Annotated in this window: 16 protein-coding genes and 2 pseudogenes; 9 read left to right on the plus strand and 9 right to left on the minus strand. The window is 70.5% G+C overall.

Annotated elements, in window-relative coordinates:
• Positions 1-53 precede the first annotated feature (53 nt).
• Positions 54-233, plus strand: coding sequence for a DUF6104 family protein (locus ACFCXS_RS06315; RefSeq protein WP_023586593.1), 180 nt, complete (start codon positions 54-56; stop codon positions 231-233).
• 345 nt (positions 234-578) lie between these two features.
• Here the strand turns inward: ACFCXS_RS06315 and ACFCXS_RS06320 are convergent, their stop codons facing one another.
• Complete coding sequence (locus ACFCXS_RS06320) at positions 579-1415, minus strand: hypothetical protein (protein ID WP_376641898.1); 837 nt, start codon at positions 1413-1415, stop codon at positions 579-581.
• Between the two features lie 148 nt (positions 1416-1563).
• Between ACFCXS_RS06320 and ACFCXS_RS06325 the strand changes: the two genes are divergently transcribed.
• Both ACFCXS_RS06325 and ACFCXS_RS06330 read left to right on the plus strand, forming a co-directional pair.
• Entirely contained in the window at positions 1564-2538 is a 975-nt protein-coding gene (locus ACFCXS_RS06325) for a DUF4097 domain-containing protein (protein ID WP_376641997.1), read from the plus strand.
• Between the two features lies 1 nt (position 2539).
• On the plus strand, positions 2540-3607 hold the full coding sequence (locus tag ACFCXS_RS06330; protein ID WP_376641899.1) for a helix-turn-helix transcriptional regulator: 1068 nt from the start codon (positions 2540-2542) through the stop codon (positions 3605-3607).
• Positions 3608-3626: 19 nt separating this feature from the next.
• Here the strand turns inward: ACFCXS_RS06330 and ACFCXS_RS06335 are convergent, their stop codons facing one another.
• From ACFCXS_RS06335 to ACFCXS_RS06350, 4 genes are all read right to left on the minus strand, one after another.
• A complete protein-coding gene (locus ACFCXS_RS06335) occupies positions 3627-4199 on the minus strand; it encodes a Clp protease N-terminal domain-containing protein (RefSeq protein ID WP_376641900.1) in 573 nt (190 codons plus the stop codon).
• Complete coding sequence (locus ACFCXS_RS06340) at positions 4199-4408, minus strand: HTH domain-containing protein (RefSeq protein ID WP_003992902.1); 210 nt, start codon at positions 4406-4408, stop codon at positions 4199-4201. Before ACFCXS_RS06340 ends, ACFCXS_RS06335 begins: the two co-directional genes overlap by 1 nt.
• 99 nt (positions 4409-4507) lie before the next feature.
• Positions 4508-5473 (minus strand): zinc-binding dehydrogenase, encoded by a 966-nt coding sequence (locus ACFCXS_RS06345; protein ID WP_376641901.1) that lies wholly within the window; start codon positions 5471-5473, stop codon positions 4508-4510.
• 403 nt (positions 5474-5876) lie between these two features.
• Positions 5877-7109, minus strand: a complete 1233-nt coding sequence (locus ACFCXS_RS06350; RefSeq protein ID WP_031103309.1) for an NADP-dependent malic enzyme — start codon at positions 7107-7109, stop codon at positions 5877-5879.
• A gap of 625 nt (positions 7110-7734) precedes the next feature.
• On the opposite strand from ACFCXS_RS06350, the gene ACFCXS_RS06355 reads away from it, so the two are divergent.
• Genes ACFCXS_RS06355 through ACFCXS_RS06365 form a run of 3 tightly spaced genes read left to right on the plus strand, consistent with a single transcriptional unit; the run spans position 7735 to position 10417 of the window.
• Positions 7735-8685, plus strand: a complete 951-nt coding sequence (locus tag ACFCXS_RS06355; RefSeq protein ID WP_376641902.1) for an ABC transporter substrate-binding protein — start codon at positions 7735-7737, stop codon at positions 8683-8685.
• 32 nt (positions 8686-8717) lie between these two features.
• The gene (locus ACFCXS_RS06360) at positions 8718-9659 is read left to right on the plus strand and encodes an amino acid ABC transporter permease (protein ID WP_376641903.1); all 942 of its coding nucleotides are present in this window, start codon (positions 8718-8720) and stop codon (positions 9657-9659) included.
• A complete protein-coding gene (locus ACFCXS_RS06365; protein ID WP_376641904.1) occupies positions 9656-10417 on the plus strand; it encodes an amino acid ABC transporter ATP-binding protein in 762 nt (253 codons plus the stop codon). Before ACFCXS_RS06360 ends, ACFCXS_RS06365 begins: the two co-directional genes overlap by 4 nt.
• Positions 10418-10476: 59 nt before the next feature.
• Here ACFCXS_RS06365 and ACFCXS_RS06370 read toward each other — a convergent pair.
• Positions 10477-10682, minus strand: a pseudogene (locus ACFCXS_RS06370) (SAM-dependent methyltransferase); the annotation flags it as partial.
• A gap of 217 nt (positions 10683-10899) precedes the next feature.
• Here ACFCXS_RS06370 and ACFCXS_RS06375 point away from each other — a divergent pair.
• Complete coding sequence (locus tag ACFCXS_RS06375; protein ID WP_376641905.1) at positions 10900-11559, plus strand: CGNR zinc finger domain-containing protein; 660 nt, start codon at positions 10900-10902, stop codon at positions 11557-11559.
• 65 nt (positions 11560-11624) lie between these two features.
• Here the strand turns inward: ACFCXS_RS06375 and sodX are convergent.
• A pseudogene (gene sodX, locus ACFCXS_RS06380) lies at positions 11625-12110 on the minus strand (nickel-type superoxide dismutase maturation protease); the annotation flags it as partial.
• Between sodX and sodN the strand changes: the two are divergent.
• Positions 12022-12417 carry a superoxide dismutase, Ni gene (gene sodN / locus ACFCXS_RS06385; protein ID WP_031140564.1) on the plus strand — a complete coding sequence of 132 codons (396 nt, stop codon included), beginning with the start codon at positions 12022-12024 and terminating at the stop codon, positions 12415-12417. The pseudogene sodX and the gene sodN overlap by 89 nt on opposite strands.
• A gap of 147 nt (positions 12418-12564) precedes the next feature.
• Here sodN and ACFCXS_RS06390 read toward each other — a convergent pair whose 3' ends face one another.
• On the minus strand, positions 12565-13719 hold the full coding sequence (locus tag ACFCXS_RS06390) for an anion permease (RefSeq protein WP_376641906.1): 1155 nt from the start codon (positions 13717-13719) through the stop codon (positions 12565-12567).
• A gap of 103 nt (positions 13720-13822) precedes the next feature.
• Here ACFCXS_RS06390 and ACFCXS_RS06395 point away from each other — a divergent pair, with 103 nt between their 5' ends.
• Positions 13823-14572, plus strand: a complete 750-nt coding sequence (locus ACFCXS_RS06395; RefSeq protein ID WP_376641907.1) for a VOC family protein — start codon at positions 13823-13825, stop codon at positions 14570-14572.
• Here ACFCXS_RS06395 and ACFCXS_RS06400 read toward each other — a convergent pair.
• Positions 14554-14784, minus strand: a complete 231-nt coding sequence (locus tag ACFCXS_RS06400) for a hypothetical protein (protein WP_376641908.1) — start codon at positions 14782-14784, stop codon at positions 14554-14556. The genes ACFCXS_RS06395 and ACFCXS_RS06400 overlap by 19 nt on opposite strands.
• Positions 14785-14804: the final 20 nt, after the last annotated feature.

Below are 14804 nucleotides of genomic sequence, written 5' to 3' on the forward strand. Positions count from 1 at the left end.
ATCCCCACTGCGGGGGTGCGGCCCGGCCGTTTTCGCGCACCTATCCTTGAGGCATGTACTTCACGGACCGTGGCATCGAGGAACTGGAGAAGCGGCGCGGCGAGGAGGAAGTCACCTTCGAGTGGCTCGCCGAGCAGCTGCGGACGTTCGTCGATCTCAATCCCGACTTCGAGGTTCCGGTGGAACGCCTGGCCACGTGGCTGGCGCGGCTGGACGACGAGGACGAGGAGTAGGACCCCTTCCGGCCACTGCGGACAGGGTCCGAAGGGACCGGCTCCGGCAGCTACGGCGACACGGTGCGCAGGGGGCCGGGTCGGGCAGTTGCGGGGGCGGTGCGCAGGGGGCCGGGTCGGGGAGCTACGGGGACGGTGCGCAGCGGGCCGGGTCGGGCAGTTGCCGGGACGACGAGCCGCATCCGGCGGCCACCCGGACGACGAGCACGAGCCGGATCCGGCGGCCACCCGAACGTCGAGCACGAGCCGGATCCGGCGGCCACCCGAACGTCGAGCACGAGCCGGATCCGGCGGCCATCCGAACGACGAGCACGGGCAGGATTCGGCCCGGCCGCTCCCGGGGCGTCAGTCGCGCGGGTGTGTGAAGGCGTAGGCCAGGCCTGCGGCGCCGTGCGCGAGGAGCAGGGCTCCGGCCGTGACCCAGCCCCAGCCTCCGCTGCGCCTGCGCATACCCCAGGACAGCAGCGGTGCGCCCACCGCCACCTGCGCCAGAGCCAGTGCGCGCGCCCGGGGGCCGCCGGTCCAGGGCGTCCAGGGGCCGAGGCGGCTGTGGTCGACGGTGTCGCGTTCCGCGACCGCGTCACGCCACCCGGGCCAATCGACGGGCAGGCTGTCCGGCAGGCGGGCGGCGGCCTCCAGCAGGCGGCCGGCGGGTTCGCCGGGGGCGAGTTCGGCGGGCAGTACGACGCCCACGCGCGCGAGGACCGCGAGCAGCCCGCGCAGACGGGTACCGGCGTCGGCGTCGGAATCGGGTCCGGCCGGCTCGTCGAGGGCCTGGACGTCCAGGACGGGGTCGAGACCCATCCGTGCGGCGAAGGTGTGCAGGGCCTCCTCCTCCCCCACCGGCACGCCGCTCGCGAGCCACACGAAGCCGACCGGGCGGCGGAAGCCGGACGCGAGGGTGAATCCCGCGTGGTCGGTGTCCCACCACAGAGCGAGGACGGGCCAGGGCGCGCCGACGGCCAGGGCCGTGGCCCAGCCGGTGACCACGCGGTCGACGGGCTCGGTGCCGTCCCGCCAGGGCCCGCCGCCGGGGACGAGGACGCTCCATGCGTCACCCGCGCGCGTGAGGCGCATCGGCGCCCGCAGCAGATGGGCGACAGGCGCGACGGACGCGGGTGCCGCCTTGCAGAGCAGGAGAGCCCCGATGGGGAGTTCGGTGCGGGCGGCTTCCGTCGACATGGTCACACGCTAGGCCGATTCATCACATTTTGAGCAGTTCTGACCGCCCCACCCTCCCCGAAACGGGTGTCTTGACTTTCCGCGACCGCGATATATCGTGAATACGAGAGGACGCGATATGGCGCGTCGAGTCGGGGAGGTCTCCACCATGTCCGAGTGGTCCGTCACAGAACCGAGGAAGCTCACGTTCGACGAGCCCGTGAGCGACCTGAGGGTGCGTCTCGTCAACGGCACGGTGAACGTGGTGGGCACGGACGAAGGTTCCGCCCGCCTGGAGATCTCCGAGATCGAGGGGCCACCCCTGATGGTGACCCGGCAGGACGGCGTCCTCACGGTGGCTTACGAGGACCTGCCCTGGAAGGGCTTCCTGAAGTGGCTGGACCGCAAGGGCTGGCGCCGCAGCGCGGTGGTCTCCCTGGCCGTCCCGTCCGGCACACGCGTGGAGGTGGGCGTGGTGGGCGCGGCCGCCGTGGTCTCCGGGATCCACGGCCCGTCGGTGGTGAAGGGCGTCAACGGCGACACGACACTGGTGGGCCTGTCCGGCCCGGTGCGCGCCGAGACGGTCTCCGGAAGCCTGGAGGCCCAGGGCGTGACCGGCGACCTGCGGTTCAACTCGGTCTCCGGCGACCTCACGGTGCTGGAGGGCTCCGGCCCCTCCGTGCGGGCGGAGTCGGTCAGCGGCTCGATGATCGTCGACCTCGACCCGAACGGCCCTACGGACGTCCGGCTGACCAGCGTCTCGGGTGAGATCGCCATCCGGCTCCCGTACCCGGCGGACGCGGAGGTCGAGGCGAACACGGCGAGCGGATCCCTCTCCAACGCCTTCGAAGGCCTGCGGGTGCACGGCCAGTGGGGAGCCCACAAGATCACGGGCCGGCTCGGCGCGGGCACCGGCAGACTGCGGGCCACCACCGTCTCCGGCTCGATCGCCCTGCTCCGCCGCCCGGCCGGAGAGGACGATCACGACGACGAGCCATGGGGCACCCGGCCCGGCAGCAGCGGCGCGGCGGCAGCCCCGGCGAGCGGCCCCCTGGCCGGCTCGGGAGACAATTCCGTCTCCGGCCCGGGCGATGACCCCACCACCGTCCCCGCCGACGGCACAACCGACAAGAAGGTGCTCTGACATGCCCCCCGTCTTCGCCCACGGCCGCCTCCGCCTCTACCTGCTGAAGCTGCTGGACGAGGCGCCCCGTCACGGCTATGAGGTGATCCGCCTCCTCGAGGAGCGCTTCCAGGGGTTGTACGCGCCATCGGCGGGCACCGTCTACCCCCGCCTGGCCAAGCTGGAGGCCGAGGGCCTGGTCACCCACACCACCGAGGGCGGCCGCAAGGTCTACTCGATCACGGACGCGGGCCGCGCCGAACTGGCCGACCGCAGCGGCGAGCTGGCCGACCTGGAGCTGGAGATCCGGGAGTCGGTCGCCGAACTGGCCGCGGAGATCCAGGCCGATGTACGCGGAGCCGCCGGAGACCTGCGCCGCGAGATGCGCGCCGCGGCGACGGAGGCCCGCCGGGGCAACGGCACCACGGCCGAGGGCACCACGGGCACCCCCTACGGCGACTCCTCGCAGTACGGCGACAAGGAGGCCTGGCGCATCGCCAAGGAGGAGATGCGCCGCGCCCGGCAGGAGTGGAAGGAGCAGGCCCGGCGCGCCAAGGACGAGAGCCGCCGCGCCCGCGAGGACGCCCAGCGCGCCCGCCGTCAGGCGAAGGAGGCCCAGGAACAGGCCCGGGTCCAGGCCCAGGAGCAGGTGCAGCGCATCACCCGCCGGGTCCAGGAGCAGGTGCAGGACCACTTCGCCCGAGGCGACTGGCCGACGGGTCTGCGCGAGGGCCTGAGCGAACTGGTCAAGGAGGTGGGCGAGTTCGGCAAGGACTACGGCAAGGACTTCGGAAAGGACCTGGGCTTCGACTGGCCCGGCACCGGCAGGCCCACGTCGGAGCCGACCCACGCCCATCCCCCGGAGGACTTCCCGGCCGCCTATGAACCGGCCTGGGCCCACGAGGACACCGCGGACTCCACCGGTGACCCGGCCCGCGACCTGGACCGCCTGCTCGACCGATTCCGGGACGACATCCGTGACGCGGCCCGCGACCACGGCGTCACCCCAGGTCAACTGCGGGACGCCCGCCGCCATCTGTCGACGGCGGCGGCCCACATAGGAGCCCTCCTGCGCACGCAGCAGAAGTAGGCGCCCGGGACACAGCCCGTCAGCCGGCCTTGGCCTCGCCGCCACTTCCGTACAGCACCCGTACCAGGGACGCGTACGTCACCCCGTGGTCGGCGAGGACCTCGGCCGGCACTCCGGGCCCGGCGGTCAGGGCAAGCAGGATGTGCTCGTCCCCGATGTGCCGGTCACGCTGGGCGAGTGCGACCCGCAAGGAGCGCTCCAGCACCTCCTTGGCCCCCCGCCCGAAGGAAGTGCGCCCCGACCACCACCGCTTGTCCGTCCGGTCACCGGCGAGGGCACCGACCCCGTGCGTCTCCTCCACCCGGGCGACGATCTCCGCCACGTCGATCCCCAGCCCCGCGAGCGCATCGGTTTCCGCCTGTGTCAGCCCGGCCCGCCGCCGCGCCTCACGCAGCGCCCGGCGCACGGACTCCCGCCGCTCACCGAGCCCGAGAGCGGCGAGCGCGAAGGACCCACGGCTGCCCTCCCGGTCGAGCAGAGCCAGCAGCAGGTGCTCCGGCTCCACACACACCCCACCCCCATCACTCCCGTCCACATAGGCGTAGGCGCTCTTCACCACGTCCCGGGCATCTTTGGTGAACCGCTCGAACATCAATGCCTCCCGTACTTCTTGTGCACGGCCTGCCTGCTCACACCGAGTTCGGTGGCGATCTCCTGCCACGACCAGCCCTGATTGCGCGCATTGCGCACCTGTACGGCTTCCAACTGCTCCAGCAGCCGACGCAGCGCGGCGACGGCCCGTAGACCGACCCGTGGATCACGGTCACCCGCACGCTCGGCCAGATCGGTCGCTTCGGTCATGCAGTCAACCTAAGTTGACAAAGAGCTTTCGTCAACCACGGTTGACAAACGAAAACGGCCGGCCCACCCGGGACCGACCGTCGACGCACCCAAGGGCACTCAGGAATTGCTCAGCACGATCTTTCCGAACTGCTCACCGGAGGCCAGCCGCTCGAAGCCCTCACGCGCCCGGTCCATCGGCATGACCTCGTCGATGACCGGCCGGACACCGGTGGCGGCGCAGAAGGCCAGCAGGTCCTCCAGCTCGTCCTTGGTGCCCATCGTGGATCCGACGACCTTGAGTTCGAGGAAGAAGATCCGGGTCAGCTCGGCGTGCGAAGGCCGGTCTCCACTCGTGGCGCCGGAGATGACCAGCGTGCCGCCGGGCTTCAGCGACTTCACCGAATGCGACCAGGTGGCGGCACCGACGGTCTCGATGACGGCGTCCACCCGCTGCGGCAGCCGCGCCCCCGACTCCAGCGCCTCGACGGCCCCGAGCTCCACGGCCCGCTTGCGCTTGGCCTCGTCCCGGCTCGTTGCGAAGACCCGGAGCCCGGCGGCCTTGCCCAGCACGATGGCGGCCGTGGCGACACCACCACCGGCACCCTGCACCAGCACAGAGTCCCCGGGCCGTACCCCCGCGTTGGTGAACAGCATCCGGTACGCGGTCAGCCACGCCGTCGGCAGACAGGCGGCCTCCGCGAAGGAGAGCTCCTTGGGCTTGGGCAGGAGGTTCCAGGTCGGCACGGAGACCTGCTCGGCGAAGGTGCCCTGATAACGCTCGGTGAGGATGGAGCGGGGTTCCTTCGGACCGACCCCGTGCCCGCTCTGTCCGATCACGGAGTGCAGGACGACCTCGTTGCCGTCCTCGTCGACACCCGCGGCGTCACAGCCGAGGATCATCGGCAGCTTGTCCTCCGCGAGGCCCACGCCCCGCAGGGACCACAGGTCGTGGTGATTGAGGGAGGCGGCCTTGACCGTGACGGTGCTCCAGCCGGGACGGGCCTCGGGAGCCGGACGCTCCCCCAACTCCAGGCCGGACAGCGGCTGGTCGCGGTCGATTCGGGCGGCGTAGACAGCGAACATGACCTTGACGATAGGTTCCGCGAGGACCCGAAGGAACCACCCACCCCTGTGAGACACGCCCTCTTGCCAGGCAGGCCGCGATGCTGTGCGGATTCGACGCGAGTCGGGACGCATCCGCACCCGCCCACGGCCAGAAGGGGCCGTGCCGGGGGGTGTCCGCCCGCAGCGGTTGGCGCGTCAACGAACAGTCAGTCGGCGTGAGACCCCATCGCGCCGTTCCGAGGACGGACCCCCCCCCGGCGCGGCCCCGACCCACCACCCGGCGTAAGGCGAGGGACGCGCACCCCCACCGAAGCAGCCACAGGCAACACGGCCCGCACCACCCGAACAGCGCCACACGAAGGCAAAAAATGGCCCCGCCCGACCCCGGGCGGGGCCACCTCACACCAACGTCAGGTCGGCTTCAGCGCCGGGCCACACCCTCGGCCCGGGCAGCCGCCGCCACCGCGGCCGTGACCGCCGGCGCGACCCGCTCGTCGAACGGCGACGGAATGACGTAGTCGGCGGCGAGATCGTCCCCGACCACAGCGGCCAGCGCCTCCGCGGCGGCCAGCTTCATCCCCTCGGTGATCCGGGAGGCCCGGACCTGCAGCGCGCCCGCGAAGATCCCGGGGAACGCCAGCACGTTGTTGATCTGGTTCGGGAAGTCCGACCGCCCGGTCGCGACGACCGCCGCATACTTGTGCGCGACCTCGGGGTGCACCTCGGGGTTCGGGTTGGCCATGGCGAAGACGAACGCGCCCTTGGCCATCGTCGCCACCGCGGACTCCGCGACCGTGCCACCGGAGACGCCGATGAACACATCGGCCCCCTCCAGCGCCGCTTCCAGCGACCCGGTGATCCCGGCCTTGTTCGTGAACCCGGCCAGCTCCTGCTTCACCGGCGTGAGGTCGTCCCGGTCCGCCGACACGACACCCTTGCGGTCGGCCACCGCGACGTCCCCGATGCCGGCCTCGACGAGCATCTTCGCGATGGCGACACCGGCCGCGCCGGCGCCGGAGATGACGGCCCGCAGCTCGCCGAGGGCCCGCCCGCTCAGCCGCGCGGCGTTCCGCAGGGCCGCCAGCGTCACCACGGCCGTACCGTGCTGGTCGTCGTGGAAGACCGGGATGTCCAGCCGCTCCTGGAGCTTGCGCTCGACCTCGAAGCACCGGGGCGCCGAGATGTCCTCGAGGTTGACCCCGCCGAACGACGGCGCGAGCCGCACCACGGTCTCGACGATCTCGTCGACGTCCGTGCAGGCCAGGGCGATCGGAACCGCGTCCACGCCACCGAACTGCTTGAACAGAATGGCCTTGCCCTCCATCACCGGGAGGGAGGCCTCGGGCCCGATGTCACCGAGGCCCAGCACGGCCGTACCGTCCGTCACGACGGCCACGACCGACGACTTCCACGTGTAGTCGTGCACGAGCTCCGGCTGCTCCGCGATGGCGCTGCACACCTTCGCGACGCCGGGCGTGTACGCCAGGGACAGGTCGTCCTTGTCACGGACCGGCACGGTGGCCTGCACGGCCATCTTGCCGCCACGGTGCAGGGCGAACGCCGGGTCGAAGGAGTCGAGGGGCTCCGCACTGCCCTCGTGTTCCGTATCGCCGGTCTTGCTCTCGCTGCGAGGATTGACGATCTCCGCTGCCACTTCGTTTTACCCCTTAAATCTTCATTGTTTTGAGGGTGGCCACTCCTGGTGAGGGGTGGGCGGGCACCGCGTAGACCCATGTCGTGCTTGTACGTGTATCCGTACGGGCGCGTACGCGACGGGCGCGCCGCACACGCGCCCTGAGCCCCGGATGAGGGGTGTAAACACCCTTCTTACCGGACGGACGGCTTCGGGGACGAGTCCATAACGCGAAGGTCACATGACGGGGCCCTGACTCTTCGTCCAAAATCGGGACAAGACCTGGACAAACCAGCTACACCCACTCAACCATCCGTGAAGTCTCCGGTCCCCGTATCGAAATCTCGGGATTTACCGAAGATCTTCCGGCCGGAACGGATGATTCCTGCAGAAGGTCCGGCCGTGATGTACCGGAGTGGTGCGGTTCGGGGGTCGCCCGTTATCCGATTTTGACATGGCTGGCCCCCAGAATCGCGCAGTCCGAATGGCAAGATGCCGTAATCACACGAGGTCGCGACACTCGAAGAGGTGTGCACTCGTCGACCCGCGGCACTGCCGAAACCTTCGGCGTGCCACGGCCGTGCCGAACCCGTCGGCGGCGGCCCGCCCCATCGGCAACTCCACCCATCCGCCGGAGGAACCCACCATGACCGCAAGCTCCACCCGTCGTACGACCGCCGCGCACTCCCGGCTAGCAGCGGTCGGTGCGATCGCGGTCGCAGGCGCGCTGATGCTCACCGGGTGCGGTGACCAGACCAAGGACACCGGCTCCAGCGACACCGCGGCCTCCGCCCCGCTCGCGGACAAGCTGCCGCAGGCCATCCGCGACAAGGGCGTCATCAAGGTCGGCTCCGACATCGCCTACGCCCCCGTCGAGTTCAAGGACGACTCGGGCAAGGTGGTCGGCATCGACCCGGACCTCGCCGCTGCCATGGGCAAGCAGCTCGGGGTCGACTTCCAGTTCGAGAACGGCACGTTCGACACGCTGATCACGGGTCTGCGCTCCAAGCGGTACGACATCGCCATGTCCGCGATGACCGACACCAAGGACCGCCAGGAGGGCATCGACTCCGACACCGGCAAGAAGGTCGGCGAGGGCGTCGACTTCGTCGACTACTTCACCGCCGGTGTCTCGATCTACACCAAGAAGGGTGACGACCAGGGCATCAAGACCTGGTCCGACCTGTGCGGCAAGAAGATCGTGCTGCAGCGCGGCACGGTCTCCGAGGACCTCGCCAAGGCGGAGTCGAAGAAGTGCCCGGCGGGCAAGAAGATCGCCATCGAGCCCTTCGACAACGACCAGCAGGCCCAGACCCGGCTGCGCGCGGGCGGCGCCGACGCCGGCTCGTCCGACTTCCCGGTCGCCGCGTACGCGGTGAAGACCTCCGGTGGCGGCAAGGACTTCCAGATCGTCGGCGAGCAGGTCGAGGCCGCCCCGTACGGCATCGCGGTCGCCAAGAACCAGGCGCAGCTGCGTGACGCCCTCAAGGCCGCGCTGGATGCCGTCATCAAGAGCGGCGAGTACGAGAAGATCATGAAGAAGTGGGGCGTCACGGACGGCTCCGTGCAGGAAGCCACCATCAACGGCGGCAAGTGACCGCGCCCTAGCGGCACTGAAAGGCAACACCCGTGACTGTTGACATCGACAAGACGCCGGCCGACACACCCCCGGCCGGACCGGAGGCCATCAAGGCCATTCCGGTCCGGCACTACGGGCGGTACGTCTCCGCCGTCGTCGCGCTCGCCCTGCTGGGCGGCATCGTGTACGCGTTCTCCCAGGGCAAGATCAACTGGGGCGCGATCCCGGACTACTTCTTCGACGACCGCATCCTGGACGGCGTCGGCAAGACCCTCCTGCTGACGATCCTGTCCATGGCGATCGGCGTCATCGGGGGCGTCCTGCTCGCCGTGATGCGCCTGTCGAAGAACCCGGTGACCTCGTCGATCGCGTGGTTCTACATCTGGTTCTTCCGCGGAACCCCGGTCCTGGTCCAGCTGATCGTCTGGTTCAACCTGGGCCTGGTCTTCGAGTACATCAACCTCGGGCCGTTCTACAAGGACGAGTGGTCGGACTTCATGACCCCGTTCCTGACGGCGCTGCTGGGCCTCGGCCTGAACGAGGCCGCCTACATGGCGGAGATCTGCCGCGCCGGTCTGCTCTCGGTCGACGAGGGCCAGACCGAGGCGTCGCACGCCCTGGGCATGAGCCACGCCCGGACGCTGCGCCGGATCGTCATCCCGCAGGCGATGCGCGTGATCGTGCCGCCGACGGGCAACGAGGTCATCAACATGCTGAAGACGACCTCGCTGGTCTCGGTCGTCCAGTATCCCGAGCTGCTGCGCGCGGCCCAGGACATCGGCCAGACCTCCGGCGCCCCCGCCGAGATGCTGTTCCTGGCGGCGGCCTGGTACCTGCTGCTGACCTCGGTCTTCAGCATCGGCCAGTACTACCTGGAGCGGTACTACGCGCGTGGTTCGAGCCGTTCCCTGCCGGCCACCCCGTTCCAGAAGATCAAGGCGAACGTGCTGTCCCTGTCCAACCGCTCGGCGTCGACGGGAGGCACCGCATGACCGCCATGGTCAAGGCCGAGGGCGTCCACAAGTCCTTCGGCCCCGTAGAAGTCCTCAAGGGGATCGACCTGGAGGTGAAGTCCGGCGAGGTGTTCTGCCTCATCGGCCCCTCCGGCTCCGGCAAGTCGACCTTCCTGAGGTGCATCAACCACCTGGAGAAGATCAACGCCGGCCGTCTGTACGTCGACGGCGAGCTGGTCGGCTACCGGCAGAAGGGCGACAAGCTCTACGAGCTGAAGGACAGCGAGGTCGCGGTCAAGCGCCGGGACATCGGCATGGTCTTCCAGCGCTTCAACCTGTTCCCGCACATGACGGCCGTCGAGAACGTCATGGAGGCACCGGTCCAGGTCAAGGGCGTGGGCAAGGGCAAGGCCCGCGAGCGCGCCCAGGAGCTCCTGGACCGGGTGGGCCTCGCCGACAAGGCGGGCAACTACCCCTCCCAGCTCTCCGGCGGTCAGCAGCAGCGCGTCGCCATCGCCCGGGCCCTCGCCATGGACCCGAAGCTGATGCTGTTCGACGAGCCGACCTCGGCGCTCGACCCGGAGCTCGTCGGTGACGTCCTGGACGTCATGCGCGACCTGGCCGAGTCCGGCATGACGATGGTCGTCGTCACCCACGAGATGGGCTTCGCCCGCGAGGTGGGCGACAGCCTGGTCTTCATGGACGGCGGTGTGGTGGTCGAATCCGGTCACCCGCGCGAGGTGCTGACCAACCCGCAGCACGAGCGGACGAAGTCGTTCCTGTCCAAGGTGCTCTGACGGCAGGCGCGGTGAGGGGGCGGTACGGGCTTTCCGTGCCGCCCCCTTCGTCTGTGCTGCCTGAGGGCCGACGGCGGGGTGTCCGGGGGCGAGCCCCACACCGGCCTGGCCTCGCCGAGCCCCTTGTCGCGCGGCACGCGCGCACGCCACTGGCCGAGGGCCCGTCCCGTTTGGCCTGATCCATACGGGCGTGCCGCTGCGCGCGCTCCGCCGCGTTGCTCCGGGACGTCGTCTCGTCGATCATGTGGTCCGCGTTCATGAAGAGGGCGGGAGAGCCGGGACCGGCAGCAGCAGTGGTACCTGCCCGATCGCGGGGAGCGGTTCCGGATCGTGCTCGTTGGAGTCCCGAGGTCTGCCGGTCGGCGGTGGCCGTGGTGGCGTCGGCGTCCGTCGTCGAGCCCCTCCCTCGTAATACCCTGGAAGCGCCATCAGCTCTTACGAGTGCACGCTCTCGACCGCAAGCCCCTCCGTGAGGACTACAAGTGGAACTGGCCTATTACTCGGACTACGCCGTGCGCCTCGTCAACACCGAGGAACCGGCCCGGGGCAAGGACGCCCTGACGTCGGTGGAGGCCGTCCGCGATCTGTTCGGGCCCAGCCAGTCGGCGGCCCGCCGCGCCACCGACGCGGACGTGACCCGCTTCCGCTCGGTCCGGGCCCGGCTGCGTGCCGTCTTCGAGGCGGCCGACACCGGTGACGAGAGGCTCGCCGTCGACCTGCTGAACTCACTGCTGCTGGAGTTCCCGGTGAGCCCGCAGATCTCCGGGCACGACTTCCGTGACGACGACGGCCGCCCCCTGTGGCACATGCACCTGGCGGATCACCCGTCGAACGCGACGGCGGGCTACGCGGCGATCGCGGCGATGGGCCTGGCCTTCCACCTGACCGAGCACGGCGCCGACCGCCTCGGCCTGTGCGAGGCCGCACCCTGCCGCAACGCCTATCTCGACACCTCCACCAACCGCTCCCGGCGCTACTGCTCCGACCGCTGCGCGACCCGCGCCAACGTCGCGGCCTACCGCGCCCGCAAACGCCTGGAGGCCACCCGGCCCGACCTGCCCGAGAGCACGGGCCTGGCCGCCGACAGCGCCCAGCCGAGCAGCGCCCAGGGCGACCGCCGGTCCGGCCTGCGGGGCCGGTAGCGGAACCGCACCCGCCCCAGCACCAGGTCGTCGGGCACGACGCCGTAGTCGGTACTGTCGCCGCCGGCGTAGGCGTTGTCCCCCAGCACCCACCAGCCGCTGTCACGGCGCTGGGCGACTCGCTTGACGACCAGCAGGTCTTGCTGGAAGGGGTGCCGCAGCACGACGACGTCGCCCGGCCTGACCCGGGCCCCGTAGTGCACCAGGAGCCGGTCACCGTGGTACAGCGTGGGCACCATGGACGGCCCGGTGACCTCGGCCACACCGAAGGGCGGGGCCGCCCTCCCCCGCTCGAACTCCTGCGACAGCTCCGGCATCACCCGGTACCTCCCCGGTTCTTGCTCCACCAGTCTCAGTCTCGCCCCGGACTTTTGTCCTAAGCCCATGGGGGCACCCGCGAAAAGCCGTCCCTCACGGAGTAATGTCCCCTGTGAGAAGACGATCACGAGGAAGGAATGCTCCATGCTTTCCCGCCTGTTTGCCCCCAAGGTCAAGGTCAGTGCCCACTGCGACCTTCCCTGCGGTGTGTACGACCCCGCCCAGGCCCGCATCGAGGCGGAGTCGGTGAAGGCCGTGCAGGAGAAGATGGCCGCCAACGACGACCCGCACTTCCAGGCGCGCGCCACCGTCATCAAGGAGCAGCGCGCCGAGCTCGCGAAGCACCACGTCTCGGTGCTCTGGAGCGACTACTTCAAGCCCCCGCACTTCGAGAAGTACCCGGAGCTGCACCAGCTGGTCAACGACACCCTGAAGGCCCTCTCGGCCGCCAAGGGCTCGACCGACCCGGCCACCGGCCAGAAGGCGCTGGACTACATCGCCCAGATCGACAAGATCTTCTGGGAGACCAAGAAGGCTTGATCCTCTCCGTATCGCCCGATCAGCGTTGTCGCCGGTCGGGTGAGAGGGGACGGTGGGCCCCGTACCCGGCGCCGGGTACGGGGCCTTCGCTCTTTCCGCACCTCCGGTGGGCCGGACCGGGATCTCCCATGCGCGGGTCCCCGGCGCTCAGGCAGCCGCACCGGCCTCGGCCGACGCCTCGGTGCGGATGGCGGTTTCGCGGCCGTCGTTGATGTTGCGCGCGTGTACCGGGTTGCGGCGCGAGACGAGGACGATGCCGACGGCGAGGGCCGCGCCGCCCACGGCGACGGCGGCCGTTCCGAGGTCACCGCCGTGGTGCACGAGCGCGGCGGCCAGTGCGCCGACCAGGGCCGCGGCGGGCAGGGTGACCGCCCAGGCGACCGCCATACGGCCCGCGACGCTCCAGCGGACCTCCGCGAGCCTGCGGCCGAGACCCGCACCCAGGATGCTGCCCGAGGCCACCTGGGTGGTCGACAGCGCGAAGCCGAGGTGCGTGGAGGTCAGGATGACGGCCGCGGAGGCGGTCTCCGCGGCGAAGCCCTGCGGCGACCGGATCTCGGTGAGGCCCTTGCCCAGCGTGCGGATGATCCGCCAGCCGCCGAGGTACGTGCCGAGGCCGATGGCCAGGCCCGCGGACGCGACGACCCACAGGGGCGGCCCGGCATGGTGGCCGAGGGCACCGGCCGAGATCAGCGTGAGGGTGATGACGCCCATGGTCTTCTGCGCGTCGTTGGTGCCGTGCGCGAGGGAGACCAGCGAGGCGGAGGCAATCTGGCCGATGCGGAAGCCCCGGATGACGCAGTCCCCGCCGGCCCGGTCGGTGAGCCGGTAGGCGAGGTGGGTGGCGAGCAGCGCCGCGACACCGGCCACGACGGGCGAGGCCAGCGCCGGCACCAGTACCTTCTCGACGACCTTGCCGAAGTCGACGCCGTGGCTGCCCGCCCCGATCCACACGGCCCCGATCAGCCCTCCGAACAAGGCGTGCGAGGAGCTCGAAGGCAGACCGATCAGCCAGGTCAGCAGGTTCCACAGGATGGCGCCGACCAGCCCCGCGAAGATCATGCCCGGGGAGACGAGGGTGTCGTCCACGATGCCGTCCGAGACGGTCCTGGCGACCTCGGTGGACAGGAAGGCGCCCACGACATTGAGGACACCGCTGATCAGCACCGCCGTACGGGGTGCGAGCGCGCCCGTGGCGATGGACGTGGCCATCGCGTTCGCCGTGTCGTGGAAACCGTTGGTGAAGTCGAAGGCGAGTGCCGTGATGATGACGGCCGCCACGAGGAACGTGATGTGGTCCATTGCTGAATGCAAACAGCGCGGGCCGAAGGATCCGGACCGGTGCGTCGGGGGCCGGTCGAGGTTCACGCAGGTGGCGGCGGAGCGTCCCTCTACGATCGCGCCCATGAGGATCAGATGGACGTACGCCTTCGTCGACCGCCCACGTGCGGACTTCGGCGCCGCCTGCGACTTCTGGACAGCGGTCACGGACACCCGCCTGTCCGAACTGCGCGGCGAGCACAACGAGTTCGTCACCCTGCTCCCCGAAGGCGCCGACGCGTGCGTGAAGGTGCAGGCGGTCGGCCCGGGTTCGGGCGGTGCGCACATCGACTTCTGCGTGGACGACGTGGCGGAGTTCGCCGCCGCGGCGGTACGGCTCGGCGCGGGTGTGACGGCCGACCTCGGGTCGCTCGTCGTGCTGCGTTCGCCCGGCGGGCAGTTGTTCTGCGCGGACCCCTGGCGCGGTCAGTCGTCACGGCCGGGTGTGGTGCGGGGCAGCCGGCTCGACCAGGTGTGCGTGGACGTCCCGTTCGCGGCCTACGAGGGCGAGGTCGCCTTCTGGAGCGCGCTGCTCGACGACTGGCAGTCGCTGCCGGGCGCCCTTCCGGAGTTCCACGTGGTCGAGCCGCCGCCGGGCCTGCCGGCCCGTCTGCTCCTGCAACGCCTCGGCGACGAGGGGCCGGCCTCGGCCCATCTCGACCTCGCCTGCGCGGACGTCCTGGTGACCCGGGCACACCACGAGCGACTCGGGGCCGCCTTCGTGGCCGGTTTCCCCGGCTGGACGGTGATGCGCGACCCGGCGGGCGGCACGTATTGCCTGACGACCCGGGACCCGGTGACGGGCCGGTCGCGCGGTCAGGGGAGGTCGGCGTAGGCGCAGGAGACGGTCCCGCCTTCCCCGGTCGTCGGGCATGGCGGCAGGTCCGGTGGCTCGTCGGGATCCGTCCGCTGCCAGACGTACGGCCCCCGCGGCTCCGGCGAGTCCTGCATCCACAGCGTCAGACCGCCCGCGACGGCCACGAGCAGCGCCCACCCGACCATCACCCGCCGCCACATCCTGCGGCGCCGCTCCCCCGGTACACCCATGCCGCACACGGTAGTGCCGC

Origin of the sequence: Streptomyces sp. NPDC056373 (genome assembly GCF_042262425.1) — a bacterium.
Lineage (GTDB): Bacteria > Actinomycetota > Actinomycetes > Streptomycetales > Streptomycetaceae > Streptomyces.

Excerpts from the sequence above, each read along its gene's own strand:
- ACFCXS_RS06315 (WP_023586593.1), top strand. The coding sequence starts at position 54 with ATGTACTTCACGGACCGTGGCATCGAGGAACTGGAGAAGCGGCGCGGC.
- ACFCXS_RS06320 (WP_376641898.1), bottom strand. The coding sequence starts at position 1,415 with ATGTCGACGGAAGCCGCCCGCACCGAACTCCCCATCGGGGCTCTCCTG.
- ACFCXS_RS06325 (WP_376641997.1), top strand. The coding sequence starts at position 1,564 with ATGTCCGAGTGGTCCGTCACAGAACCGAGGAAGCTCACGTTCGACGAG.
- ACFCXS_RS06330 (WP_376641899.1), top strand. The coding sequence starts at position 2,540 with ATGCCCCCCGTCTTCGCCCACGGCCGCCTCCGCCTCTACCTGCTGAAG.
- ACFCXS_RS06335 (WP_376641900.1), bottom strand. The coding sequence starts at position 4,199 with ATGTTCGAGCGGTTCACCAAAGATGCCCGGGACGTGGTGAAGAGCGCC.
- ACFCXS_RS06340 (WP_003992902.1), bottom strand. The coding sequence starts at position 4,408 with ATGACCGAAGCGACCGATCTGGCCGAGCGTGCGGGTGACCGTGATCCA.
- ACFCXS_RS06345 (WP_376641901.1), bottom strand. The coding sequence starts at position 5,473 with ATGTTCGCTGTCTACGCCGCCCGAATCGACCGCGACCAGCCGCTGTCC.
- ACFCXS_RS06355 (WP_376641902.1), top strand. The coding sequence starts at position 7,735 with ATGACCGCAAGCTCCACCCGTCGTACGACCGCCGCGCACTCCCGGCTA.
- ACFCXS_RS06365 (WP_376641904.1), top strand. The coding sequence starts at position 9,656 with ATGACCGCCATGGTCAAGGCCGAGGGCGTCCACAAGTCCTTCGGCCCC.
- sodN (WP_031140564.1), top strand. The coding sequence starts at position 12,022 with ATGCTTTCCCGCCTGTTTGCCCCCAAGGTCAAGGTCAGTGCCCACTGC.
- ACFCXS_RS06390 (WP_376641906.1), bottom strand. The coding sequence starts at position 13,719 with ATGGACCACATCACGTTCCTCGTGGCGGCCGTCATCATCACGGCACTC.
- ACFCXS_RS06395 (WP_376641907.1), top strand. The coding sequence starts at position 13,823 with ATGAGGATCAGATGGACGTACGCCTTCGTCGACCGCCCACGTGCGGAC.
- ACFCXS_RS06400 (WP_376641908.1), bottom strand. The coding sequence starts at position 14,784 with ATGGGTGTACCGGGGGAGCGGCGCCGCAGGATGTGGCGGCGGGTGATG.